This is a genomic window from Clostridioides sp. GD02377 (assembly GCF_045899875.1).
GTDB lineage: Bacteria > Bacillota > Clostridia > Peptostreptococcales > Peptostreptococcaceae > Clostridioides > Clostridioides difficile_A.
In genome coordinates this window covers 41,334-67,349 of record NZ_JBJODA010000015.1, presented here as the reverse complement: position 1 = coordinate 67,349, position 26,016 = coordinate 41,334, and the positions used below count along the sequence as shown (strand labels likewise).

23 protein-coding genes and 1 other annotated feature are annotated in these 26,016 nt (G+C 29.0%); of the genes, 22 read left to right on the top strand and 1 reads right to left on the bottom strand.

Annotated elements, in window-relative coordinates; translation table 11 throughout:
- The first annotated feature begins 86 nt into the window (after positions 1 to 86).
- The 22 genes from Q3304_RS14030 to Q3304_RS13925 all read left to right on the top strand — a co-directional run bounded on the left by Q3304_RS14030 (position 87) and on the right by Q3304_RS13925 (position 24,489).
- Positions 87 to 806, top strand: a complete 720-nt coding sequence (locus Q3304_RS14030) for a phosphatase (protein WP_054269531.1) — start codon at positions 87 to 89, stop codon at positions 804 to 806.
- Between the two features lie 20 nt (positions 807 to 826).
- Positions 827 to 1,273 (top strand): hypothetical protein, encoded by a 447-nt coding sequence (locus tag Q3304_RS14025; protein WP_054269532.1) that lies wholly within the window; start codon positions 827 to 829, stop codon positions 1,271 to 1,273.
- A gap of 157 nt (positions 1,274 to 1,430) precedes the next feature.
- Positions 1,431 to 1,678 (top strand) — a binding site (T-box leader).
- Between the two features lie 127 nt (positions 1,679 to 1,805).
- The gene (leuA, locus tag Q3304_RS14020) at positions 1,806 to 3,548 is read left to right on the top strand and encodes a 2-isopropylmalate synthase (RefSeq protein WP_074178275.1); all 1,743 of its coding nucleotides are present in this window, start codon (positions 1,806 to 1,808) and stop codon (positions 3,546 to 3,548) included.
- Positions 3,505 to 4,782, top strand: a complete 1,278-nt coding sequence (gene leuC / locus Q3304_RS14015) for a 3-isopropylmalate dehydratase large subunit (RefSeq protein ID WP_407814057.1) — start codon at positions 3,505 to 3,507, stop codon at positions 4,780 to 4,782. Before leuA ends, leuC begins: the two co-directional genes overlap by 44 nt.
- 14 nt (positions 4,783 to 4,796) lie before the next feature.
- Positions 4,797 to 5,288 carry a 3-isopropylmalate dehydratase small subunit gene (leuD, locus tag Q3304_RS14010; protein WP_054269535.1) on the top strand — a complete coding sequence of 164 codons (492 nt, stop codon included), beginning with the start codon at positions 4,797 to 4,799 and terminating at the stop codon, positions 5,286 to 5,288.
- A gap of 6 nt (positions 5,289 to 5,294) precedes the next feature.
- The gene (gene leuB, locus Q3304_RS14005) at positions 5,295 to 6,365 is read left to right on the top strand and encodes a 3-isopropylmalate dehydrogenase (protein ID WP_407814058.1); all 1,071 of its coding nucleotides are present in this window, start codon (positions 5,295 to 5,297) and stop codon (positions 6,363 to 6,365) included.
- A 281-nt stretch (positions 6,366 to 6,646) separates the two neighbouring features.
- Positions 6,647 to 7,162 (top strand): PaaI family thioesterase, encoded by a 516-nt coding sequence (locus tag Q3304_RS14000; RefSeq protein WP_054269537.1) that lies wholly within the window; start codon positions 6,647 to 6,649, stop codon positions 7,160 to 7,162.
- Between the two features lie 351 nt (positions 7,163 to 7,513).
- Positions 7,514 to 8,590, top strand: coding sequence for an alanine--glyoxylate aminotransferase family protein (locus Q3304_RS13995; protein ID WP_021383755.1), 1,077 nt, complete (start codon positions 7,514 to 7,516; stop codon positions 8,588 to 8,590).
- 238 nt (positions 8,591 to 8,828) lie between these two features.
- Positions 8,829 to 9,770, top strand: coding sequence for a D-2-hydroxyacid dehydrogenase (locus tag Q3304_RS13990; RefSeq protein WP_407814059.1), 942 nt, complete (start codon positions 8,829 to 8,831; stop codon positions 9,768 to 9,770).
- Positions 9,771 to 9,800: 30 nt separating this feature from the next.
- Positions 9,801 to 11,051 (top strand): DUF1015 domain-containing protein, encoded by a 1,251-nt coding sequence (locus Q3304_RS13985; RefSeq protein ID WP_054269539.1) that lies wholly within the window; start codon positions 9,801 to 9,803, stop codon positions 11,049 to 11,051.
- 627 nt (positions 11,052 to 11,678) lie between these two features.
- Positions 11,679 to 15,221, top strand: a complete 3,543-nt coding sequence (locus tag Q3304_RS13980) for a diguanylate cyclase domain-containing protein (protein WP_407814060.1) — start codon at positions 11,679 to 11,681, stop codon at positions 15,219 to 15,221.
- A gap of 183 nt (positions 15,222 to 15,404) precedes the next feature.
- The gene (locus tag Q3304_RS13975; RefSeq protein ID WP_054269541.1) at positions 15,405 to 17,339 is read left to right on the top strand and encodes a YgiQ family radical SAM protein; all 1,935 of its coding nucleotides are present in this window, start codon (positions 15,405 to 15,407) and stop codon (positions 17,337 to 17,339) included.
- Positions 17,340 to 17,450: 111 nt separating this feature from the next.
- Entirely contained in the window at positions 17,451 to 18,446 is a 996-nt protein-coding gene (locus Q3304_RS13970; protein ID WP_223153208.1) for an MqnA/MqnD/SBP family protein, read from the top strand.
- Positions 18,418 to 19,203, top strand: a complete 786-nt coding sequence (locus Q3304_RS13965; RefSeq protein WP_407814061.1) for an ABC transporter permease — start codon at positions 18,418 to 18,420, stop codon at positions 19,201 to 19,203. Before Q3304_RS13970 ends, Q3304_RS13965 begins: the two co-directional genes overlap by 29 nt.
- The gene (locus Q3304_RS13960) at positions 19,191 to 19,889 is read left to right on the top strand and encodes an ABC transporter ATP-binding protein (RefSeq protein WP_054276159.1); all 699 of its coding nucleotides are present in this window, start codon (positions 19,191 to 19,193) and stop codon (positions 19,887 to 19,889) included. Before Q3304_RS13965 ends, Q3304_RS13960 begins: the two co-directional genes overlap by 13 nt.
- Positions 19,890 to 20,011: 122 nt before the next feature.
- Positions 20,012 to 20,485: a Cys-tRNA(Pro) deacylase gene (ybaK, locus tag Q3304_RS13955; protein ID WP_407814062.1), complete on the top strand. Its 474-nt coding sequence runs from the start codon at positions 20,012 to 20,014 to the stop codon at positions 20,483 to 20,485.
- A 195-nt stretch (positions 20,486 to 20,680) separates the two neighbouring features.
- Positions 20,681 to 21,520, top strand: coding sequence for a fumarate hydratase (locus Q3304_RS13950; protein ID WP_054269546.1), 840 nt, complete (start codon positions 20,681 to 20,683; stop codon positions 21,518 to 21,520).
- A 12-nt stretch (positions 21,521 to 21,532) separates the two neighbouring features.
- On the top strand, positions 21,533 to 22,081 hold the full coding sequence (locus tag Q3304_RS13945) for a Fe-S-containing hydro-lyase (RefSeq protein ID WP_074178270.1): 549 nt from the start codon (positions 21,533 to 21,535) through the stop codon (positions 22,079 to 22,081).
- 66 nt (positions 22,082 to 22,147) lie between these two features.
- Positions 22,148 to 23,329 carry an NADP-dependent malic enzyme gene (locus tag Q3304_RS13940; RefSeq protein ID WP_407814063.1) on the top strand — a complete coding sequence of 394 codons (1,182 nt, stop codon included), beginning with the start codon at positions 22,148 to 22,150 and terminating at the stop codon, positions 23,327 to 23,329.
- Positions 23,330 to 23,492: 163 nt separating this feature from the next.
- Positions 23,493 to 23,879 carry a GNAT family N-acetyltransferase gene (locus tag Q3304_RS13935; RefSeq protein WP_054269549.1) on the top strand — a complete coding sequence of 129 codons (387 nt, stop codon included), beginning with the start codon at positions 23,493 to 23,495 and terminating at the stop codon, positions 23,877 to 23,879.
- A gap of 149 nt (positions 23,880 to 24,028) precedes the next feature.
- Positions 24,029 to 24,292 (top strand): zinc ribbon domain-containing protein, encoded by a 264-nt coding sequence (locus Q3304_RS13930; protein ID WP_407814064.1) that lies wholly within the window; start codon positions 24,029 to 24,031, stop codon positions 24,290 to 24,292.
- Positions 24,283 to 24,489: a hypothetical protein gene (locus Q3304_RS13925; protein ID WP_407815444.1), complete on the top strand. Its 207-nt coding sequence runs from the start codon at positions 24,283 to 24,285 to the stop codon at positions 24,487 to 24,489. Before Q3304_RS13930 ends, Q3304_RS13925 begins: the two co-directional genes overlap by 10 nt.
- Before the next feature lie 397 nt (positions 24,490 to 24,886).
- Here Q3304_RS13925 and Q3304_RS13920 read toward each other — a convergent pair whose 3' ends face one another.
- A complete protein-coding gene (locus Q3304_RS13920) occupies positions 24,887 to 25,729 on the bottom strand; it encodes a S1 RNA-binding domain-containing protein (protein WP_407814065.1) in 843 nt (280 codons plus the stop codon).
- Positions 25,730 to 26,016 lie beyond the last annotated feature (287 nt).

The window sequence follows — 26,016 nt, the reverse complement described above, 5'->3', positions numbered from 1 at the left end:
TACTCTGTCTATTATGACAGCTTTAGTTTTGAAATAGCCCTTTAGCTATCTACAAAAAATTATATAAAATATCAGGAGGAAACTTAATGAAAAAGTCTATTATAGATGTACATTGTCATACCTTAATAAGTGGACATGCACATAGTACTTTTAAAGAAAATGTCGAAGAAGCAGTTCATAAAAATATAAAATATCTAGGAATATCAGACCATGGACCTAATATGCCAGGAGGGCCACATCCATTTTATTTTTATAATTTACATCTACTTCCACGAAAAGTACAAGATGTAAGAGTCCTTAGAGGAATAGAAGGAAATATAATGGATTATGATGGAAATTTAGATGTTCAGGAAGATATGTTACAGCATCTAGACTATGTAATTGCAAGTCTTCATAGACCTTGTATAATTTCAGGAACAAAAGAAGAAAATACAAATGCTATTTTGAATGTAATGGATAAACCTAAAGTAAAAATAATTGGTCATCCAGATGATAGTAGATATCCTTTAGATTATGAATCTATAGTAAAGAAAGCTAAAGAAAAAAATATTCTTTTGGAAATAAATAATTCCTCATTAAGTTCAAACTCTCATAGAACTGGAACTTGGGAAAATGCAAGTCACATGCTAATGTTATGTAAAACACATGGGGTAAGAGTGATTCTTGGTACAGACTCTCATATATGTTATTCTATAGGCGAATTTGAAAATGCAGAGAAAGTTTTAAAATCAGTAGATTTCCCAGATGAATTGGTCATAAATTATCATGAAGACGAAATTATAGAGTTTTTTGATATAAATTTTTAGAATCGTGGGAGTGAAAAAATTTGAGTAAAAATAAGTTTATCTATATGAATTATTATGACAATGGTTATTTTAAAAAAGGAATGGTTATATATATGCTTTTAGCACTTGTAATTTTAGCTACAATTTTTATATATTCAACCAAAATCTTATATCTTTTATGTATAGTAACAGCAGTTTTTCTTTTTAAACAAGGACGTGATTTTTTTAATAAATATGAGGGAAAAGTGTATCTTACTCTTGATAATCATTCAATATTAATAAATAATCAATGTATATTCAGTATAAAATCCAAAAAAAATCAAAAATTTAACTATAAAATAATAGAAAAAATAGAAGTGGTAAAAAAAGTATTAAATATATACACAGACGATTCTAATTATAAAATAAGATTGAGTGCACTGAGTTTTGAAGATGAAAAAAAATTATTAAATATTATAGACGAAAAGTTGAAAAAATTTAAGGGATAACACTATACTGTTTTCAATAGTTAGCATGGTTTATAAAATTACTTGTTAAAAATAAAAAATAAAAAAATATAGATATTTATTTTTTTTGTGTTGACAATATATTTTAATGTGTATATAATAACTATTAAATCAAAATATTTAGAAAATTTAAATGATTAAAAAAGCAATGAATAGAAGCAGTAAGAACAATGAAACTTTCAGAGAGCTAAAGTATGGTGTGATTTAGTAGTTGATAGTTCTGAACTTGTCTAGGAGCTGTTTCCTAAGATTTATGTCTTAGGATAATCGGAGTAATTCCACGTTATAGGAAATATAGTCATTATAATTATTTATGTTGGCTATTACTAAGAGAGCTTTTTAGAAAGCTAAATAGAGTGGTACCGCGAGCAAAACCTCGTCTCTAATTTTACTAGAGATGGGGTTATTTTTATTCTAATGATAAAATTAATATTTATTCTTATGAATTAAATGGGGTAGGATTGCGTCGATATAAGGTATACTGGATACAAAAAACATAAAAGGGGGAAATAACATGAAATATGGAAAGTATAAAAAGTATGGAAAAATGCAAATAGAAAATCGTAAATGGCCAGACAAAGAGATATTTAAGGCTCCAATTTGGTGTAGTGTTGATTTAAGGGATGGAAATCAATCACTACCAACACCTATGAGTGTAGATGAAAAAGTCAGAATGTTCAAAATGCTTTTAGATACAGGATTTAAGGAAATAGAAGTGGGATTTCCATCAGCATCAAATACAGAGTACACATTCTTAAGAAAATTAATAGATGAGAATATGATTCCAGATGATGTAACTATACAAGTTCTTACACAATCCAGAGCTCATCTTATAGAAAAAACATTTGAATCAATAAGAGGGTGTAAGAAAGCAATTATACATTTATATAATTCTACATCAGTTCTTCAAAGAGAAGTAGTCTTTAATATGAGTAAGCAAGAAATAATAGATATAGCAGTTGAAGGGGCAAAATTGTTCAATGAAGAGATAAAAAAATATCCAGAGACAGAGTTTACTTTTGAATATTCACCAGAAAGTTTTACAGGAACAGAAATGGATTATGCACTTGAAATATGTGAGGCAGTGATAGATGTCTGGAAGCCAACTCCACAAAAGAAAGTGATAATAAATCTTCCATCAACAGTGGAAATGGCAACACCAAATGTATATGCAGACCAAATAGAATGGTTTTGTGAAAATGTAAGTTGTAGAGATTCTATCATATTAAGTTTGCATACTCATAATGATAGAGGGACTTGTACAGCAGCAAGTGAACTTGGATTATTAGCTGGGGCAGATAGACTTGAGGGTACCTTATTTGGAAATGGTGAAAGAACTGGGAATATGGATATAGTGAATGTCGGACTTAATCTTTATACACAAGGAATAGACCCAGAGTTAGATTTTAGCAATATTGATAAGATAAGAGAAATATATGAGGGATGTACAAAACTTGTAGTCCATGATAGACATCCATATGCAGGGAATCTTGTACATTGTGCTTTTTCTGGTTCTCATCAAGATGCTATTAGAAAAGGCATGATAGCAATGAAAAACAGAGCTAATGATTACTGGGAAGTTCCATATTTACCAATAGACCCTCATGATATAGGAAGAGAATACAAAGAGATTATTAGAATAAATAGCCAATCCGGAAAAGGAGGAGCTGTTTATATAATGGAAACAGATTATGGATTTATGATACCTAAGAATATGCATTCTGATTTTGGAAATGTAGTAAAAATGGAATCTGATAGAATAGGGGAAGAGCTTAGCAGTGAAGCAATATTTAACTTATTTAAGAAGGAATATATTGATGTTGAGAGCCCTTATAAAGTTAAAAAATATAAAATAAAATCAATGGATGAACTAAACTATGAAAATGATGATTCTAATGATACTAATATGATTGAGATGACCGCAAGAGTAACTTACATGGGAAATGAACAAAGAATTGTTGGTATAGGAAATGGACCTGTAGATTCGTTTAATAATGCATTAAAAGAATGTGGCATGAAAGATTACAAATTCAGATACTATTGGGAGCATGCATTAGAAGAAGGCTCACATTCAAGAGGTGTCGCTTATGTAGGGATAGAACACAATGATAAAGTCTATTTTGGTGTAAGTATATCAGAAAATATAAATACAGCAGCTATTAATGCACTTATGAACGCGATAAATAAAAGTTATATTGAGGAGGAAGTAAAAGATGGGGATGACTATGACACAGAAAATCTTAGCAAAACATGCTAATTTAAATGAGGTTAAGAAAGGGCAGCTAATTGAAGCAGATTTAGATATAGTTTTAGGAAATGATATAACATCACCAGTAGCAATTAGAGAGTTCGAAAAATTAGGTATTGAAGATGTTTATGATAAGACTAAAGTAGTAATGGTCTTAGACCACTTTGCACCTAACAAAGATATAAAAAGTGCAGAGCAATGTAAGTTTACAAGAAGTTTTGCGAAGTCAAAAGGCGTTATAAATTTCTTTGATGTAGGAGAGATGGGAATAGAACATGTTCTTCTTCCTGAAAAAGGGATAGTAACAGCTGGAGATGTAATTATAGGTGCAGATTCACATACTTGCACATATGGAGCCTTAGGAGCATTTTCCACTGGAGTAGGCTCAACTGACATGGGAGCAGGTATGGCTACAGGAAAATGTTGGTTTAAGGTACCTGGAGCAATAAAATTTATACTGAAGAATAAACCAAGTAAATGGATAAGTGGTAAAGATGTAATACTTCATATAATAGGTAAGATAGGTGTTGATGGTGCACTTTATAAGTCAATGGAGTTTTGTGGAGATGGAGTAAAGTATTTATCTATGGATGATAGATTTACTATTTGTAATATGGCAATAGAAGCAGGTGCTAAAAATGGAATTTTTTCAGTAGATGATAAAACTATGGAATATATAAATTCACATAAGTGTACAACAATAACGAAAGATGTAAGTGTATATGAAGCAGATGAAGATGCTGTTTATGATGAAGTATATGAAATTGATTTAGCTGAATTAAAAGAGACAGTAGCTTTTCCTCATCTTCCTGAAAACACTAAAACAGTAGATGAGATTGATAAGGATATAAAGATAGACCAAGTTGTAATCGGTTCTTGTACAAATGGAAGAATATCAGACCTTGAAGTAGCGGCTGAAATCATGAAAGGTAAAAAAGTAGCAGATGGAGTCAGAGTAATGATATTCCCTGGAACTCAACAAGTATATCTTGAAGCTATAGAAAGGGGTTATATCACTACATTTATAGAGGCAGGAGCAGCAGTTTCCACTCCAACTTGTGGACCTTGTTTAGGAGGTCACATGGGAATACTTGCATCAGGAGAAAAATCAATTTCAACAACAAATAGGAACTTTGTAGGAAGAATGGGGCATGTTGATTCAGAAGTATATCTTTCAAGCCCAGCTGTAGCAGCAGCATCAGCTATAACTGGTAAAATATCAAAACCATCAGAGATAATTTAAAGGAGGTAAAGTTTATGATTGCTAATGGAAGTGTTTTTAAATTCGGAGATAATATAGATACAGATGTAATAATACCAGCTAGATATTTAAATATAGCTGATTATAAAGAATTAGCTATGCATTGTATGGAGGATATTGATGATAAATTTGTTTCTAAGGTAAAAAAAGGAGACATTATAGTTGCCACTAAAAACTTTGGTTGTGGTTCATCAAGAGAACATGCTCCAATTGTAATAAAAGAAAGTGGAGTATCCTGTGTAATTGCTTCTACTTTTGCTAGAATATTCTTTAGAAACTCTATAAATATAGGGCTTCCTATACTTGAATGTGAAGAGGCTGCTAACAATATAGAAGAAGGAGATAATATAGAAGTAGATTTTTCTACAGGTGTCATAAAAAATATAACAAAAGGAAAAGAGTATAAGGCAGAACCATTTCCTGAGTTTATGCAAAATATTATACTAAATGAAGGCTTAATCAATTCAATAAAAGTAAACAGGGGGTAGTGGGTTATGAATTATAATATAGCAGTCATAAAAGGTGATGGTGTTGGACCAGAAATAATAGAAGAAGGTATAAAGGTTCTAAATAAAATTTGCTTTAAATTTAACCATAGATTCGATTGTGAATATGTATTAGCTGGAGGATGTGCTATAGATGAAACTGGAGAGGCTTTACCAAATAAAACTGTTGAAGTTTGTCGAAAAAGTGAGGCTGTATTACTTGGTGCTGTTGGAGGTCCAAAGTGGGATAAATGTAAGGGTGATATAAGACCAGAAGCAGGTCTTTTAAAGCTAAGAGAGTCATTGGGATTATTTGCCAACTTAAGACCAGCTACAATGTATGAAAGTATAAAAGAAGCTTCACCACTTAGAGCAGATATAGTTGAGAAAGGCATTGATTTTATTGTTGTGAGAGAGTTAACAGGGGGCATTTATTTTGGAGAACGTGGAAGAAAAATTATTGATGGCATTGAAAATGCTTATGATGTAGAGACATATAACGAGAATGAAATAAGAAGAATTGGAAAAAGAGCTTTTGAAATAGCTAGAGATAGAAAAGGAAAACTTATAAGTGTGGATAAGGCAAATGTGCTTGAGAGTTCAAGACTATGGAGAAGTATAATGGAAGAACTAGCTAAAGAGTTTGAGGATGTAGAGTTATCTCATATGTATGTTGATAATGCTGCGATGCAAGTTGTAAGAGACCCTAGTCAGTTTGACGTAATAGTAACTAATAATATATTTGGAGATATAATATCTGATGAAGCATCCATGATTACAGGTTCTATAGGTATGTTACCATCAGCATCACTTAGAGAAGATAGTTTTGGTATGTATGAGCCAATACATGGAAGTGCACCTGATATAGCAGGAAAAAATATTGTAAACCCAATTGCAACTATTCTATCTGTAAGCATGATGCTAAGACATAGTTTTAATTTAGAAGAGGAAGCTAAGTGTATTGAAGGTGCTGTGCAAAGTGTACTTAATAAAGGCTATAGAACTAGTGATATTTATAATAGTATGGGAACTGTTGTAGGAACTAAGGAAATGGGCGAATTAATAGTAAATGAAATTTAGAATTATAATTTAATTTATATAATACAGATTGAATGTATGATTTGGGAAATTAGTAAAAAATCTGTTTTAATATAGTTTATTTTTAGAGCACAATATGGTTTTGAGTAATTTTAATTACATAAAACCATATTGTGTTTTTTTAGAAAGTAATACATAAGATTAAAGTCATCATATCGAAATAGTCTATTTTTAGTATTAGAAGTTTGCAGGTATTTAATTAATATTATATAATATATTTTAGAATTATTTAATATTAAGCAACTATCAATGTAGGTTAGGAGATGGATTTTTTGGCAAAGTATAAGGTTTTAAAGAAGCAAAATAGTAGCAAATCTTGTTTAGTTTGTGGAACACAGAATGAACTAGGACTTAAAGCAGATTTTTATGAACTTGAAAATGGAGAACTTGTATCAATTTGTAATACAAAAGATTGGCATCAGAGTTATCCAGGAAGAGTACATGGAGGTATGTCTGCTGCAATATTGGATGAGACTATTGGAAGAGCTGTAAGTATAAATGATGACCAAATTTGGGGAGTGACAGTATCTTTAGAATTGAAATATAAAAAGCCAGTGCCAACGGATGCGACTATAAAAGTTGTTGGAAGAATAACTAAAGAAAATAGGAAATTGTTTGAAGGTACAGGTGAAATCATTCTACCAAATGGAGATGTAGCAGTGACAGCAACTGGAAAATATATGAAAATGCCTATTGGTCAAATTTCAGAAGGTGACTTTTCTGATGAAGAATGGTTTTTCGAAGAATCAAAAGAAAATGTAGAATATATTGAACTTTAATTAAAAAAAATTTATATCTAAAAAACATAAAATTAAAAAATTCTATAAAAAATATAAAATAAAAATAAATTAGCTATACTAAAAAGATTTCTCTTAATAGCATTAAATTTACATATCAAAAAAATTAATTTACATAGCTAAAAAGTCTATTTTTTTTGAGAGTATATTTCAGAATATTCAGACTTGTGATGATGTACAAAATGAATGATTTCATAAAATATATAATAAAAATTATATATAAAAAATAAATTTTATGTTGACATAGTTAATTCAGCTTGATATTATAGTTATTAAAAATAAGGACAGTAAAAACGCTATCCATATTACAAACTAAAAAAGGGGGGAATTATAATGAGTAAGAAATTATTTATTCCTGGTCCTATTGATGTTAAAGAAGAAGTCTTGCAAAAGATGGCTACACCAATGATAGGACATAGAGGAAAAGATGCATCTGTACTCCAAAAGAGTATAAGTGAAAAAATGCAAAAACTATTCTATACAAACAACACGATACTTTTATCCACGTCATCCGGAACTGGTTTAATGGAAGGCTCCATTCGTTCCTGTACATCCAAAAAGGCAGCAGTATTTTCCTGTGGATCCTTTGGTGATAGATGGTACAAAATGGCAGTGGCTAATAATGTCCCAGCGGATATATTTAAAGTTGAATTAGGAGAGGCAACAACACCAGAAATGGTTGATAAGGTGCTTTCTACCGGAGAATACGATTTAATAACTGTAACTCACAATGAAACTTCAACTGGAATAAGAAACCCAATAGAAGAAATCGGAGAAGTTGTTAAAAAGTATAAAGATGTGGTCTACTGTGTAGACACTGTAAGTTCAGCCGGTGGAATAAAAGTCGAGGTTGATAAGATTGGAATAGATATTTGTATAACATCAGTACAAAAAGCACTGGGATTACCACCAGGAATGTCTATTTGCACATTTTCTCAAAAAGCAATCGATAGAGCTAAGCAAGTACCTTTTAGAGGAGTATATCTTGATTTGTTAGCAATGTATGAATACTTAATCAAGAAAAACTACCAATACCCTTCAACACCATCTCTTTCTCACATGTTCGCTTTAGATTTCCAATTAGATAATATATTAGATGAAGGCTTAGATAACAGGTTTAACAGACATGAAGACATGGCAAACTTAGTTAGAAACTGGGCTAAAAAACACTTCCAAATTTTTACCAATGAAAATCACTTATCCAATACACTTACTGTTATAGAAAATACTCAAGGTATTAGTGTATCAAATTTAAATTCAAAATTACAAGAACGAGGATTCCAGATAGCAAATGGCTATGGCGATTTAAAAGAAAAAACTTTTAGAATTTCACATATGGGTGACTATACTGTCGAAGATGTACAAGAATTACTAGATAATATTGATGATATATTAGGTTTTAATAAATAATATTATAAAATTATGTATTTTTAATAGAAATTTAGAATATATAGTAGAATATATTTTATAAAAATTACATATTAAATTTTTAACAAAGAATAGGGAAATTTGATATGACTTTAATAAAAAAATATTTTGAAAATTATATAAACAGAAAGTTAAACTAAATAAAGTGTTTTATGGATAAAAATACTTTAAAAAATAAAAATTGGGAAAATTAAGTGAATAAAAATTGGAGGAGTTTGTTATGTATAATATATTAATTACTGATGGAATAGAGAAAGAAGCAGCGAGAAAATTGAGAGAGTTAAATTTTAATGTGATAGAGCAGTTTTATGAAAAAGATGATTTAGGAGATAAACTTAAAGATGTTGATGTACTTGTAGTACGTTCAGCTACTAAAGTTACTAAGGATGTAATAGATAAAGCATTAGAGGGCAAAAAATTGAAGTTAATAGTAAGAGGTGGAGTAGGATTAGATAACATAGATGTTAAATATGCAGAAGCTAATGGCATAAAAGTTATGAATACTCCAAATGCAAGTAGTATATCTGTTGCAGAGCTTACAATAGGTCAATTATTTGTGCTTGCAAGATTCATAAATACTGCAAATGTAACTATGAGAGATGGAAAATGGGAGAAGAAAAAATATAAAGGTACAGAAATTAATGGAAAGACACTTGGACTTATCGGTTTTGGAAGAATTGCAAAAGAAGTTGCAAAGAGAGCTGAACTATTAGGTATGGATGTTATATATACTGACATAATGGGTGAAGCAAAAGGCTTTAACAAATATAGATTCTGTGATATGGAAGAAGTTTTAGAAAAGGCAGATTTCTTATCTTTACACATACCATTTGATAAGAATAAGGGGGCAGTAATAACTGAAAAAGAAATAAACAAGATGAAAGATGGTGCTTATCTAATAAACTGTGCAAGAGGCGGTTTAGTTGATGAGAAAGATTTACTAAAAGCATTAGATGAAGGTAAATTATCAGCAGCTGCTATAGATGTTTATGAACAAGAACCTACATTAAATCTAGACTTAGTAAATCATCCAAGAGTTTCTCCTACACCTCATATTGGGGCATCTACAGTAGAAGCTCAAGAAAGAATAGGAGAAGAAATAGTAAATGTGATTCAAGATTTCTTTCTTGACTTCAATAATCTAATAGAGGTAGCATTATAAAATATTTATATAATTAGGGGGAAATGAGTAATGGCAACTATTAAACCATTTAAGGCGATTAGACCAAATAAATATATAGTAGATAAAGTAGCAGCACTTCCTTACGATGTTATGAACAGTAAAGAAGCTAGAAAAATTGCAGAAGGGAATCCATATTCATTTTTGCATATAGATAAATCAGAAATTGATTTAGATGAAGATATAGATTTATATGATGAAAAAGTTTATTTAAAAGCGCGAGAAAATTTAGATGAATTTCGACAACAAGAAATTCTAGTAAAAGATGATAAAGAGTGTATATATATATATAAACAAATCATGGATGGTAGAGCTCAAGTTGGTATAGTAGCATGTATATCAGTTGATGAAAGCTTAAATGGAACAATAAAAAAACATGAATACACTCGACCAGAAAAGGAAATTGATAGAACTAAGCATATAAAATACTGTGATGCTAATACGGGAACTATACTTGTAACTTATAAACATCAAAGATTGATAGATGATATAATCAATGATTTTATGGATAATAATGACCCTTTATACGATTTTGTAACAGATGACAAGATAGAGCATACAGTATGGAAGATTGAGAATGATGATATAATATGTAATTTAGTAGATGAATTTGGGAAATTAGATTATCTATATATTGCAGATGGTCATCATAGGACAGCTTCAGCAGAAAATGTAGCAAAAGAAATGAGAGCTAAAAATCCAAACTATACTGGAAAAGAAGAATTTAATTATTTTATAGCTATGATTGCACCAGATGAGAACTTAATGGTTTTGGATTATAATAGAGTTATCAAAGACTTAAATGGTTTAAGTGAGGAAGAATTTATAAATAAAATAAAAGAAAATTTTGAGCTAGAAGAAATAGAAGGAAAAGAAAAATATAAACCTGACAAAAAAGGAACTTTCGGGATGTATCTAGGCAATAAATGGTACAAAATGGAGGCTAATAAGAATTTATTAGAAATAGAAGACCCTGTTGATTCATTAGATATTTCTATATTACAAGACTATGTTATTGATGCTATTTTAGGAATCGAGAATCCTAGAGTAGATAAAAGAATTGACTTTATTGGTGGTATAAGAGGTCTTGAAGAATTAGAAAAAAGAGTTAATGAAGATATGAAGATAGCTTTTGCAATGTATCCAACTAGTATTGAGGATTTGATAAGAGTAGCAGATGCAGGCAAGATAATGCCAGCAAAATCAACATGGTTTGAACCTAAAGTAAGATGTGGGCTATTTCTACATGAAATAAATGAATAATTAAACAAGGGCTAAAAAGTGAGATTTACACTTTTTAGCCCTTGTTTTTGTTCAAAGTTATATATGATATATAAACACTAGAAGATAATATTTTTAATAATAGTTACCTTTTTTTAGAAAATGGATAATTTTAATATATAGATAGCAGTATTCTATGTTATAATTTAGAATGAAAATTTATGTTTTATAATAATAAATTATATTTTCACACTTATAAAAATGAAAAAATAAAAGGACATTATAATGTTATGCTAGAATTATTATCCGATAATACATATTATTTTTTTGTATGAAATTAAGGGTATAGTAATTAATTAGAAAAGGAATGAATAATAATGAATATATTACATTATCAGTTTTGATAAATTAAAAATAGAGTTAGAGTTCTTAATATTTATTAAGAGTAAAGTATGAACCAAGGTTTTATAAATAAATCTGAAAGTATGTTGTTTAATTCTAATATAGGAAGAAATAAAATATTTATTAAAAAGTCTTAAAAATAGGAATGAATGCAAATGTTTGCAAAATGAATAAAGAATACTCGGTTTTAGTTAAATATTTTTTCTATTTTAAGATAATTTCCTACTGAAGAATTAAATAACATAATTATATAATGAGGATGTGAGTATGATTAACAGACTAAAGCCAAGAATATTAGGTATTAGTATCTTGTTTATTATTATAATTATTTTAACGGGTGGTGCTATTTTTAAGTTCAAGTTTAAATTAGATAATAAGTTAAAAGAAACCACACATACATATTTGTCCGAGTTTACAGAACATAATATAATTAATCTCAAGACAAAACTTAGTGGTCAATTTGACATGCTTGAATCTATTGCTAATTTTATTGGAAATTTGAACAATATAAATGATGAAATGGTAATTGATTTAATGGATTCTAGTGTAAATCGAAGTTCTTTAACTAGTATGACTGTTTCTAGATTGGATGGAAAAAGTTATTCTAATGATGGAATCATCAGTAATATTCAAGATAGAGATTACTTTAAAAAAGCTAAGAATGGGGAAAGGAATATATCAGAGCCTTTAAAATCTAGTATCGATAAAAAAGAAATAATAGTTTTATCAGCACCCATTTATAAAAGTGGGAAAATAGTGGGTGTTTTAAGTGGAATTTATGATTCAACAAAGTTAAATGAATTATTAGGATTATCAGCATTTGATGAAAAGGCAGATGTTTTTGTTGCAAAAAAAAATGGAGATATAATTGCTCAAAGTACAAATAGTAAAATGATATCCTGTATATTTAAACTTTTCAACAAAGATAATTGTAATGAAGTAGATTGTATAAAAACCATAAAAGAAAATATGAAAAATGATAAATCGGGATATTCTAATTATAATTTAGATAATGAGAAATTTATGCTAAATTATCGACCACTTGGGATTAATGATTGGTATGTTTTTTCTGTTGTACCAAATGAAATAGTGTCTATTCAGTCAGAAAATATATCTTATGATGTATATATATTCGCATTGGAAATACTACTAGTTATATTGATTTTCATAGTATACATAGCCTACATTATAAATAATAATACTAGGGTCATTATAAACGAAAAAGAAAAGTTCAAAGCACTTACAGATAATATACTAGGAGGTGTTAAAAACTGTCTGAAAGATGAAGATATGACTATGTCATATGTAAGTCAAGGGTTTCTAGAACTTACAGGTTACTCTGATGAAGATTTAAATAGAATATTTAAAAATAAATTTAAAGATATGATTTACAAAGAAGATATAGACAAGTTTAATCGTACTATCCTAAATCAGTTAGAAAAACAAGATAAAATTGAAGTTGAATATAGAATTGTAAAAAAAGATGGAAGTATAATTTGGATTTTAGAGAGAAGTAAATCTATAAAGGATAACAAAGGAAATGAGTGTATTCAGGGAGTTTTAACTGATATAACAGAACTTAAAAAGACACAAGAAGAGCTAAATTCAAAACGATTTGAAATAGAAGCTATAAATAATAATATTGTTGGTGGTATAGTTATAACTGAGATAAATGATGATTTTGACAGTATATATTTAAATGAAGGATATTTAAATATGATTGGATATACACGTAAACAACTGAAAGACGAACTAAATAATAAATTAATAAAACTGATTTTTAAAGATGATAGAAAAGGACTTATTGATAGTATTAATGAACAACTCAAAATAAGTGATACATTTGCGAGTGAACAAAGAATAGAGAAAAGGGATGGAACTATTATATGGATTTTATTAAAAGGTAGAAAAATAGTTTATGAAGATGGGAAATCTGTATTATGTAGTGTTATTGTAGATATTACTTCTGCTAAACTATTAGAACAACAGCTTAAAAAAAGTGAAGAACGTCATGAGATTATTATAAAACAGACTCAAAATATCATAGTAGAATGGGATATAGAAAAAGACCAAATGAATATTTCACCAAACTGGTATAATAAGTTTGGCTATGACCCTATAACCGAAAATGCAACAAAAAATCTAATTAAATCAGTAGATATATATCAGGATGATATGGATAAATTTATTTCATTAATTAAACTTACTTCAGAAGGTAGTGAATATGAAGAGTGTGAAATTAGACTTAGAATTAGGGATACTACTTATGCCTGGTTTAGCATAAAGGCAACAACACTTTTTGATGATAATGGAATGCCTTATAAGGTTGTAGGGAGTTTGACTGATATTGATGAGGTAAAGCGAGAAGCTGAAAAATTGAAAGAAAGGGCAGAAAAAGACCCTTTGACAGACTTATATAATAAAAAAGCATCTCAATCGCTTATAGAAGAGTACATAACATTAGATAAAAAAAGAAAAGGTGCTTTAATGATTATTGATATTGATGATTTTAAAGGAATAAATGACAATTTAGGGCATTTATATGGGGATGCTGTGTTAAGTGAAATTGCAAGTGATTTAATTAATTTATTTAGGGCATCTGATATAGTAGGAAGAATTGGTGGAGACGAGTTTATTGTTTTTATGAAAGACGTTTCTGAAATAAGAGATATTATAAATAAAGCTGAAGAATTGGTTAAAGCCTTTGAAAGGTCTTTTGTAGGGGCAGGAAACAATTATAAGATATCCTTAAGTGTAGGGATTGCTAGATTTCCACAAGATGGTCTGGACTATATGCAGCTATTTAGACGTGCAGACATAGCTCTTTATTCAGCTAAAGGAAAAGGTAAAAATTGTTATACATTATATGATAAAAGAATTGATAAAGCACAATATATAACTAATACAAGAAATACGTATGAAAATGTCAATATAGATAGGACTTTTAAAGAACATATAACAAACTATATATTTGATATACTATATGAATCAAACGATATAGAAATGGCAGTAAACTTAATTCTAGATATTGTAGGTAGGCATTTTAATGTAAGTCGTGTCTATATATTTGAAAACTCAGATGATAATTTAGCTTGTAAGAATACATTTGAATGGTGCAATGAGGGGATAAGTTCAGAAATTGATAATCTTAAAAATATTTATTATGATGATTTAGGCAATTATCTTTTAAACTTTAATGCAGATGGATTATTTTATTGTAATGATATTGATAGTTTGGGTAGTGATGAGAAAAAAATACTTAAGCCACAAGATATACGTTCAATATTACAATGCAAAATTTTGGAGGGTGATGAATTTAGAGGTTTTGTAGGTTTTGATGAATGTTCATATAATCGTATGTGGACTAGTGATGAAGTAAATACACTAACCTTTATATCTAAAACACTTAGTATGTTTTTATTAAAAATGCGTATACAAAACAAGCTAGAAGAGTCTTTAAAGATTCAAAAGTCTGTAATGGACAATATGGATATATGGGCGTATGTTGTTGATAGAAATACTTATGAATTGTTATTTATAAATAAAAAAATGCTTGAGTCAGCACCAAATACTCATATAGGGGATTTATGTTATAAGGCAATCTTAAACAATCAAAACAAACCTTGTAAAAAATGTCCTATGAGGCATTTAAAAGATAGCAGTGATACTTGTAAATCATTTATGCGTAATAAAAAATTTGATATAAATGCAAATATAACTACAACTACTCTGAAATGGTTTGATGGCAAAGATGCATGCTTAATATTTGGGAATGAAGTAAGTAGTTTTGAGCCTGAAGAAAATGTTTAAAATATAGTATTATGAATTTACTTAAAATCACAATTTAAATTTATTAGACTTAAAATGTCTATATAAATTATTTAAGTTGTGGTTTTAAGTATTTTTTGTGATATAATTAAGCGTTAAGAACAAAATAAAAAGATACTTTTGTATGAAAAATATTTGTTAAATATATATTGAGCAGGTGATAATATGGAAAATAAGTTTTTACCAATAAGTAAACAAGACATGATAGATAGAGGATGGGAAGAATTAGATTTTGTTCTAGTTACAGGAGACGCATATGTAGACCATCATAGTTTTGGGACAGCAATAATATCTAGGGTTTTAGAGAATGCTGGATATAAGGTTGGAATAATAGCACAACCAGATTGGAAGACTACAGACGACTTTATGAGGTTAGGAAAGCCTAGACTTGGGTTCTTAGTCAATGCAGGAAATATGGATTCAATGGTTAACCATTATTCTGTTAGTAAAAAACACAGAGACAAAGATATGTATTCTCCAGGTGGAAAAATGGGTTATAGACCAGATAGAGCGACTATAGTTTATTGCAATAAAATAAGAGAAGCATATAGCGATGTTGCAATAATCATAGGTGGTATTGAGGCCAGTTTAAGAAGATTTGCACACTATGATTATTGGAGTGATAAGGTTAGAAAATCTATGTTAATAGATAGTGGTGCTGATTTATTAGTTTATGGTATGAGTGAAAAGCAGATTGTAGAGGTGGCACATGCACTTAATGATGGATATGACCCAAAATACATTAGACATATTGATGGGACATGTTATGTTGCAGACACTTTGGATGAAATATATGATAAATATATATTAATTCCATCATATAAAGAAATATGTGAAGACAAAATGAAATATGTAGAGGCTTTTAAAATTCAATATGATGAGCAAGACCCATTTAGAGGAAATGTAATTGTTCAACCTCAAGGAAGTAAGTATTTAGTACAAAATAAGCCAGAAAAGCCTCTTAGCAGAGAAGAATTAGATGAAGTATATGGTTTACCATATCAAAAAACATACCATCCTGTATATGAAAAATTTGGTGGTATACCAGCGATAGAAGAAGTTAAATTTAGTATAGTAAGCTCAAGAGGATGTTTTGGAAGTTGTTCATTTTGTGCAATAACATTTCATCAAGGGAGAGCAGTTCAAAGTAGAAGTGAAAAATCAATTATTGATGAAGCAATAGGAATAACAAATTTAGATGATTTTAAAGGATATATACATGATGTTGGGGGGCCAACAGCTAATTTTAGAAGGCCAGCATGTAATAAACAAATTACTAAAGGTGCTTGTAAAAATAGACAATGTCTATCACCATCACCATGTAAAAATTTAGATGCAGACCATAGTGAGTATCTACATTTACTTAGAGCAGTAAGAAAATTACCTAAAATAAAAAAAGTATTTGTGCGTTCTGGTATCAGATATGATTATGTAATGGCAGATAAAAACAATAAGTTCCTTAGAGAATTGATAGAGCATCATGTAAGTGGTCAATTGAAGGTAGCACCAGAGCATATATCAGAAGAAGTTTTAAAATATATGCAAAAACCAGCAGGAAAAACTTATGATAAGTTTAGACAGAAGTTTTTTGCTATAAATGAAGAATTGGGTAAAAAGCAATATTTAATACCATACTTAATGTCTAGCCATCCTGGTTCAACATTAAATAGTGCTATAGAGTTAGCTGAGTATTTAAGGGATACTCATTATCAACCAGAGCAGGTTCAAGACTTTTATCCTACGCCTGGAACTCTATCTACGACAATGTTTTATACAGGTATAGACCCACTTACAATGCAGCCAGTTTATGTACCTAAAGCAAAACGTGACAAGGCAATGCAAAGGGCTTTATTACAGTATAGAGCACCTAGAAATTATGAATTAGTATATTCTGCATTAGTAGAAGCTGGGAGAGAAGACTTAATTGGTTTTGGGCATAGATGTCTGATAAAGCCAAGAGATGAGAAGCCTTATTTTAATAGAAATAATTCTAAGAAAAATACATCTAAAGGTGTAAATAAAAATAAAAGAGCCAATACAAATAACAAAACTAATAAGAATCAACAAAAAAGTTCAACTAAGAAAAAGAAAAGATATTAGAAGATAATATAAATAAAAAGATTTAAATAAGAAGGATAATTCGATAAATTAACAGAAATTAATATAAATAAATATAATTATTTTATAAGATGTTAGCTTTGGGAGGAAAAGATGAAAAAGTATATTTCTATAATATTATTAGTAGTATTCGGTGTGACTTTTTTGGTAGGATGTTCATCAGAGCAAAGTAAATCTCCAAAAAAAGAGTTATCAGTTGTTAAAGAAGTAAAAGTGGCTGTTCCAGATGGATTGCCAGCAGTAGCAATAGCTAAACTTGCAAATGAAAATCCAGAAATTAAAGAGGGATATGAAACAGAGTATAGTATTGAGAAGACACCAGAGGCAATCTCTACGAGAGTGATGAAAAAAGATGTAGATATAGCTATAGTTCCATCAAATATGGCTGCAATAGCATATAATAAAACTTCATCATATAATATCGTTGGTACTGTAGGAATGGGTTCACTTTATTTAGTATCAACAGAAAATATAAAAGACTATTCTGATTTGCTTGGTAAAGAAGTTGGATGTACAGGTAAAGGCCTTACTCCAGATATAACTATGAAGAGTATTTTATTGCAAAAGGGTATAAGTTCTTCAGATATAAAGTTCAATTATGTGAATTCAGCAAGTGAATTAGTACCATTATTGGCTACTGGTAAAATTACAACAGGTATTGTTCCAGAACCTGCACTTAGTGCTTTGATGTCTAAAAATCCAGATATAAAAATCATAAAAAGTTTAAATGACTCATGGAAGGAAATGAGCAGCTCAAAAGAGGGCTATCCACAATCTACATTAATTGTAAAATCTGAGTTCTTAAGAGATAATAAAGATTTTGTTGATTCTTTTGTAGGTCAATTATCAAATAGTATAGATTGGGCAAATAAAAATCCTGAAGAATTAGGTGCATATTCTGAAAAAATAAAAATATCTACTGAATCAAAGATAATAGGAAAAGCTCTTGAAAGAGCTAATTTAAAATATATTCCAGTTAAAGATATGCTTGAAGACTACAAAAACTACTATGATAAATTGGCTGATTTTGATGATAAGACATTAGGAGGCAAAGTACCTGATGAAGCAATATACTCTGTTGAAAAATAAAAAAAATAAAGAACAATTTATAGATAAATTAGAGGTAACACTTTCTTGTGTTATCCTCTTATTTTTATGGCAAATTATTGCTTTGAAAATTGATAATGATATCTTTTTGCCAACAGTAGTTCAAGTATTTAATAGTATTAAAGAAATCATACTTAATTCTAATTTCTATATAGACATACTTTATTCTATGGGAAGATGTTTTTTTAGTTTTTTATTTGCTGTGATTTTTGCTATTATATTGTCAATAATGTCCTATTTAAGTAGATTTTTTAGAAACTTATTAAAACCAATTAATGCTTTAGCACGTTCAATACCAACTATGATATTGGTAGTACTTGCACTTATTTGGTTTGAAAAAGATAGCACGCCTTTTATAGTTGGATTTGCTATAGTTTTTCCTATATTATATGATAACGTTTTAGGTGCTATATTGAATATAGATAAGAATCTATTAGAAATGGCAAGTGTATATAAAATAAGATTTATAGATAAGGTACTAAAAATTTATTTGCCAGCTATAAAATTTCAAATTATATCTATACTAGTGTCAACATTTTCTTTGAGCTTGAAAGTTGCTATAGCAGGAGAGGTCTATAGTCAACCTACATATGGTATTGGAACTATGATACAGACTGAAAAAATTAATTTTAATACATCTGGAATATTTGCATGGATAATTATCGTTCTATTAATTTCTGCCATTTTACAAATAACTCAAAAGTTTTTAGCAAGGAGAGCTTTTTTATGGAAAAGATAAAGTTGAGTATTGAAAATATAAATAAAAGGTATGACAATCGTATTATATTTGAAAATTTTAATATTGATTTTTATGTTAATGAGGTTAACTGTATTCTTGGAAAATCTGGCTGTGGAAAAACTACACTTTTGAACATAATAAGTGGAATTATTAAAAATGATACTGACAATCTAAGTATCAAAGAAGAATTGAATAGAGTAGAAAATAAATTAGAAGCTAGTTATATATTTCAAGATGATAGACTTATAGACTGGTTAACAGTAGAAGAAAATATAAAGATAGTCGTAAATAGATACTATAATAAGGTTCAACTAAATAAAATTTGTGATGAGTATTTAGAATTAGTTGGAATTAGCGAATATAAAAAGTTCTATCCACAAATGCTTAGTGGTGGTCTTAGACAAAGAGTAAACATTGCCAGAGCGTTTATATACCCATCAAAAAATATTATAATGGATGAACCTTTTAAATCTATTGATGTAAAGAATACACAAATTATAATGGATAATTTTAGAAAGATACTAAAAAAAGAAAAGAGAACTGTATTATTTGTAACTCATAATATAGAGGAAGCATTATTTTTAGCAGATAGAATATTTATTTTAGGAGATTCTCCAATTAGAATAAAAAAAATATTAAAAAATTCTAATGAATTGGAAAAAAATGAAGTCTTGAAGTTGATATAGAGTTATAATAATATTGTCATTTTAAAATATACTTATTTAAAATCTATAAGGCTGCGTTAAAATAGTACAGAATATTCGAAAAGATGTGTAATGTTCGTATTTTATAAAAGGGAAGTGAATGTATGGTTAAGACTAATGCTATGAGAATATTAGATTCAAATAAGATTGATTATAAAGTAATGTCTTATGAAGTGAAAAGTGAACATGTAGATGGTGTTGAGGTAGCACATGATATAGGAAGAGATGTAAATGAAGTGTATAAGACTCTAGTAACTCAAGGAGTTAGTAAGAATATATATGTATATGTAATACCAGTACATGAAAATTTGGACCTAAAAAAGGCCGCAAAGGTAGCTAAAGAGAAAAGTGTGGATATGATTCATGTAAAAGATATAAATAAGTTTACAGGATACATTAGAGGAGGATGTTCTCCTATAGGTATGAAAAAGCTTTATAGAACTTTTGTAAATGAAAGTGCAAAAAATCTGGAGACGATTATTGTGAGTGCAGGGAAAATAGGCTATCAAATAGAGCTGTCACCATTTGATTTACAAAAGCTTATACAGGTAGAATTTGTAGATGTAATAAAAAAATAAGCATTACATATAAAATATAGAGATTATGTGCTTAATAATAGGATATATATTGTTTATAACATTAATAATAACTCTTAAATAAATATTCAGTTGCTTATATGTAATTATACAAAAATATTGAGAAATTTTAAGAATAATGGTAAAGTGTAAATGTAATCACGAATATTTTTTATAAAGTAATGGAGGGATGTTCGATTGAGGAAAATAAAATCTGAACAAATTGTTGAACATGTAAAAAAACTTTGTATAGAAGCAAGTCTATATTTAGGAGAAGATGTTCTAAGTTGTATAAAAGAAAGAGCTAAAAGTGAAAAGAGTGAAGTTGGAAAAAATATATTAAATATATTAGTTGAAAATGCTGAAATAGCAAAAGAAAAAAATATACCAATATGCCAAGATACTGGTATGGCTGTATTTTTTGTTGAATTAGGACAAGATGTTGTAATTGAAGGGGATACACTTACTGATGCTATAAATGAGGGAGTAAGACAGGGGTATGAAGAAGGATACTTAAGAAAGTCTGTTGTAAGTCCTATTAGCAGAGTGAATACAAAAGATAATACACCAGCTATTATCCATTATGAGATGGTAAAGGGGGATAAGGTTAAAATAGAGTTTGCAGCTAAGGGATTTGGAAGTGAAAACATGAGTAAGATGAAAATGTTAAAACCTTCAGATGGTTTAGAAGGTATTAAAAAATTCATAATAGATACAGTTTCAGAAGCTGGACCTAACCCATGTCCTCCTATGGTAATTGGAGTTGGTATAGGTGGAACTGTGGATAAATGTGCTCAAATAGCTAAAAAGGCACTTTTTAGAGAACTCGGAGAATTTAATAAAGATGAAAATATAGCTAAACTTGAGAGTGAATTATTAGCATCTATTAATAAGCTTGGTATAGGGCCTCAAGGATTGGGTGGAACTACAACAGCTTTAGGCTTAAATATAGAGACTTTTCCTACACATATAGCAGGTCTTCCTGTTGTTGTAAATATAAACTGCCATGCATCAAGACATAAGAAGGTAGTAATTTAGGAGGAAAATAAAATGATAAAAATAACTACACCTGTAAGTGAAATTGATATAGCTAAATTAAATTGTGGAGATACTATTAGTTTGAGTGGTATACTTTATACAGCAAGAGATGCTGCTCATAAAAGGCTGATAGATTGTATAAATAAAGGTGAGGAATTACCTTTTGATGTATATGGTCAAGGAATATATTATGTAGGACCGACTCCTACAAAGCCAGGAGAAGTTATAGGAGCTGCTGGTCCAACAACTAGCTATAGAATGGATGACTTGACTATACCTCTTTTAGAAAGAGGTCTTAGACTTATGATAGGTAAAGGAAAAAGAAGTGATGAAGTCATAGAAGGGATGCAAAAATATGGAGCAGTTTACCTTGCTGCAATAGGTGGAGCTGGGGCATATATTTCAAATTCAATAAAATCATGTGAAATTATTGCATATGAAGATTTAGGAGCGGAAGCTATAAGAAAGATTGTAGTAGAAGACCTTAAGCTTACAGTAGCTATAGATAGTTATGGAAATAATATATATGAGCAAGGTCGAGCACTTTATGAATGCAAATAAAGTTTATAAATTTATATGAATATCAAGATTAAAAAATAGTTGTATATAATTTAAGGAGGAAAATTGATGTCTAAGGATTATGCAAAATTGGCATTAGAAATGCATGAAATCAATAAAGGAAAAATAAGTGTAGAGAGCAAGGTGGAAATTAAAAATAAGGATGATTTATCAACAGCATATACACCAGGAGTTGCAGAACCTTGTTTAAAAATACATGAAAATAAAGAAGATGTTTATAGATATACTTCTAAAGGAAATCTAGTAGCAGTAGTTAGTGATGGAAGTGCTGTACTAGGATTGGGTAATATTGGAGCAGAAGCATCTATACCTGTTATGGAAGGTAAGGCTATATTATTTAAACAATTTGCAAATGTAGATGCCTTTCCTATATGTCTAAAGACTAATGATGTAGATGAGATAGTTAAATCTATTGAATTGATGGAACCAGTATTTGGAGGAATAAATTTGGAAGATATATCTTCTCCAAGGTGCTTTGAGATAGAAGAAAGACTAAAAAAATCTTTAGGTATACCTGTATTTCATGATGACCAACATGGAACTGCAATAATTGTTGCAGCGGCTATAATAAATTCAATAAAATTAATTGAAAATAAAAAAATAGAAGATTTAGAGATAGTAATAAATGGAGCAGGAGCTGCTGGTATAGCTATAGCAAAGATACTACTTAATATGAATGTTAAAAATATAATATTATGTGATAGAAGTGGTGCATTAGAAGCTAGTATAGAAAATCTAAATTATGTTCAGAAAGAAATGTTAGAAGTAACCAATATAAGAAATGAAAAAGGTTCTTTAAAAGACATTATAAAAGGAAAAGATGTATTTATAGGTGTTTCAGGTCCAGGAGCTGTTACAAAGGAAATAGTTGAAAGTATGTCTGAAAAGCCAATAATACTAGCAATGGCAAACCCTACTCCAGAGATAATGCCAGAAGAAGCGAAACTAGGGGGAGCATTCATAATGGGAACAGGTCGTTCAGATTTCCCTAATCAAGTCAATAATGTCTTGGCTTTCCCTGGAATATTTAGAGGAGCACTTGATGTTAAGGCTAAAGAGATTAATGAAGAGATGAAGATAGCTGCTGCATATGCAATTGCCAATACTATAAGCGATGAAGAGATATGCCCAGAGTATATATTACCAGATGTATTTAATAAAAATGTTGTAAAAAATGTTGCTGAGGCAGTTAAAGAAGCAGCAATAAAAACTAAAGTAAATAGAATATAAATTTTTATATGCTCATATATCCTTACCTTTACATACATATCTTTATGATTAAACGTGTTAGAAAATGTAGGCATGCTGATTTTTATTGTTGTGTCTATGTGGGAATGATATAATGTTAATATTATAAATTAATAAATTAAAATTTATGGAGGTGCAAGAGATAATGGAATATAAAGTTAATGACCAAGAACTTAATGCCTCAATGTTTATACCATTCGTCAATAGGATATGGCCAGGAGATTATGATATGGATGAAACACAGACTGCATTATCAAAAACTTTGAATATAACTGCTTATAATGATAAAGTGCTTGTAGGATGTCTGCGAATTCTTTCAGATGGTTATTATTTTGGAACAATTACAGAATTGCTTGTTCTTCCAGAGTATCAGAAACAAGGCATTGGTAGCAAGCTTTTTCAGCTTGCCAAAGAGAATACCCCAACTATGCTATATTTTGGTGCACAGCCAGGAGTAGAAGAGTTCTATGAAAAAAATGGATGTCAAAAGAGTCTACAATCCTACATAATAAAAAAGAAAGATAGTTATTAAAGTTCAAGTTTTCAATCACCTTAAAAGTACAATATTTTAGTGGAATTATTTCATTTTTTATTATTAATATGACATAAACATGTCATATTAGTATTGATATAATTTGAATATGGTTAAGAGCCAAAGAAAAGTACAAGGAGTGATTTAAAATGGAAGAAATTAAATTTTGCCAATGTTGTGCAATGCCAATGGGACAAACTGATGAATTATATGGGACAAATAAAGATGGAAGTAAAAATACTGATTATTGTAGTTATTGTTTCAAAGATGGTGAATTTACAGCTGATGTAAGCATGGAAGAGATGATAGAGATTTGTGTACCTCATATGATTCAAAATAATAAGGATATGACTGAAGATGAAGCAAGAACAATGATGAACAAGTTCTTTCCGACATTAAAGCGTTGGAAGTAAATTTATACAAAATTAATAATAAATATATTGATTCTGCATACATTAGTAGGTTTATTTATAATGTATTAGGTAAGTTTACAAGGAATTATATGCAGAAGAATATGATATTAATAACAAGTGGTATGCTTCATAGCATACCACTATTTGTTGGTTTAGAGTCTAGCGCTTATTGTATGTTTAAATCTACATTATTCTAAAATTTCAAAGTATAAAATATATTTTTTCTACTCTATTTCTCTAGCTATGTCTTTTTCTACCTCAAGATTTATTTGATTAAGAGTCTTTAGCCAATTATCCAGAAATTCTAGTGAAGATAAGTTTCCTTAATAACATTAACAGATAAGGAGTTATCAAACTTTCTGATCATCTTAATGTACTTTATTAGAGAATTATCTTTTTTTATTTTTAACTGAATTAAATCCATGTGTATTTCTCCTAAATAGTTAAACTTAAAAAATCGAAGTAAATAGAAAATATTTTTCATTTTTACTTCGATTTTTTATTGTGCAAATTTTATTGAGTTCAATACTTTTTTACAAAAATAATGTAGTTACAATCAGTATATAGTAGTATAAGAATTTAAATCTAAATATTCTACTTTAAATAAGTTCCTTCTTCATCTTGATAGATTAATCCTTTTTTCATAAGTACTCCAAGAGCTCTTTTAAAATTCTTTTTACTTGAATTAAATAATATAGAAATATCTTTAGGGTCAGATTTATCATTAAATCTCATATATCCATCAGAACCTTCTAAATAACTTAAGATTTTATTTTCTAAAGTATCAAGTTCATCTTTTCTATTTCCTCTAGGAGAAAGACCTAGTTTTCCATCTTCATATACCTTTATAACATGTAAATTTTCAAGAACATCGCCAGTTTTTAATTCAGTAAAGTATTCATTATGAAGTATTACACCAGCATATTTATTATCGACACATATCATGGCAGAATTATTAGTTTGGAATCCATATACAATTCCAGTTACAATATCTCCAACATTGTAAGTATGGTCTGTTGATAAATACGAATCTATATCTGTAGTGGCAGCAATTCTTTTACTTTTATCTAAATATATATAAAATAAATATTTTTCATCTCTAAATAATGGATAAGTTTTAGCTTTAAAAGGAACTAGTATGTCCTTAGAAAGTCCCATATCTATGAAAGTTCCAATATCTGTATTGTCAACTACTTTCAAGTGTGCTACATCTCCAACCTTAGCTAAAGGAGGAATTAAAGTGGCAGCAGTTCTATCATCAGAATCTTTAAATATGAAAACATCTACCTCATCACCTATATTTATTTCATTTTTTCCAATTAGTCTATTATGAAGAAGTATATCGTCTTTTGTATTATTAGTCTGTCCATCCAAAAAATATCCAAATTCAGTTTTTCTTTTTACTGTAAGTTTATTAAAATCACCTATGTTTATCAAATCAAAATCATCCTCTCATTTTATATTTATAATTTAGCCATAATATACTTATATAGTAGTTTTTCACAGTATATGTATTAGTATTAGTGAAATTTGTAATAAATAATGTAGTTATCTATGTATTTTGCAATTCTCTAGCTTCTTATATAGTATAAACTTCAATTTCTTTTTTGTCTTTAGATTTTACTAAAATTTTTACAAAATAAGTTAAAAACTATTGAAATAAAATTTCTTTTAAAGTATAATTGGTATATACCAAAATTGGTATATACCATATTGAAAAGTGG

Excerpts from the sequence above, each read along its gene's own strand:
- ybaK (WP_407814062.1), top strand. The coding sequence starts at position 20,012 with ATGGTTAAGACTAATGCTATGAGAATATTAGATTCAAATAAGATTGAT.
- Q3304_RS13930 (WP_407814064.1), top strand. The coding sequence starts at position 24,029 with ATGGAAGAAATTAAATTTTGCCAATGTTGTGCAATGCCAATGGGACAA.
- leuD (WP_054269535.1), top strand. The coding sequence starts at position 4,797 with ATGATTGCTAATGGAAGTGTTTTTAAATTCGGAGATAATATAGATACA.
- Q3304_RS13965 (WP_407814061.1), top strand. The coding sequence starts at position 18,418 with ATGAAGCAATATACTCTGTTGAAAAATAAAAAAAATAAAGAACAATTT.
- Q3304_RS14030 (WP_054269531.1), top strand. The coding sequence starts at position 87 with ATGAAAAAGTCTATTATAGATGTACATTGTCATACCTTAATAAGTGGA.
- Q3304_RS13975 (WP_054269541.1), top strand. The coding sequence starts at position 15,405 with ATGGAAAATAAGTTTTTACCAATAAGTAAACAAGACATGATAGATAGA.
- Q3304_RS14000 (WP_054269537.1), top strand. The coding sequence starts at position 6,647 with ATGGATTTTTTGGCAAAGTATAAGGTTTTAAAGAAGCAAAATAGTAGC.
- leuA (WP_074178275.1), top strand. The coding sequence starts at position 1,806 with ATGAAATATGGAAAGTATAAAAAGTATGGAAAAATGCAAATAGAAAAT.
- Q3304_RS13980 (WP_407814060.1), top strand. The coding sequence starts at position 11,679 with ATGATTAACAGACTAAAGCCAAGAATATTAGGTATTAGTATCTTGTTT.
- Q3304_RS13945 (WP_074178270.1), top strand. The coding sequence starts at position 21,533 with ATGATAAAAATAACTACACCTGTAAGTGAAATTGATATAGCTAAATTA.
- Q3304_RS13960 (WP_054276159.1), top strand. The coding sequence starts at position 19,191 with ATGGAAAAGATAAAGTTGAGTATTGAAAATATAAATAAAAGGTATGAC.
- leuB (WP_407814058.1), top strand. The coding sequence starts at position 5,295 with ATGAATTATAATATAGCAGTCATAAAAGGTGATGGTGTTGGACCAGAA.
- leuC (WP_407814057.1), top strand. The coding sequence starts at position 3,505 with ATGGGGATGACTATGACACAGAAAATCTTAGCAAAACATGCTAATTTA.
- Q3304_RS13970 (WP_223153208.1), top strand. The coding sequence starts at position 17,451 with ATGAAAAAGTATATTTCTATAATATTATTAGTAGTATTCGGTGTGACT.
- Q3304_RS13995 (WP_021383755.1), top strand. The coding sequence starts at position 7,514 with ATGAGTAAGAAATTATTTATTCCTGGTCCTATTGATGTTAAAGAAGAA.
- Q3304_RS13985 (WP_054269539.1), top strand. The coding sequence starts at position 9,801 with ATGGCAACTATTAAACCATTTAAGGCGATTAGACCAAATAAATATATA.
- Q3304_RS13940 (WP_407814063.1), top strand. The coding sequence starts at position 22,148 with ATGTCTAAGGATTATGCAAAATTGGCATTAGAAATGCATGAAATCAAT.
- Q3304_RS13935 (WP_054269549.1), top strand. The coding sequence starts at position 23,493 with ATGGAATATAAAGTTAATGACCAAGAACTTAATGCCTCAATGTTTATA.
- Q3304_RS13990 (WP_407814059.1), top strand. The coding sequence starts at position 8,829 with ATGTATAATATATTAATTACTGATGGAATAGAGAAAGAAGCAGCGAGA.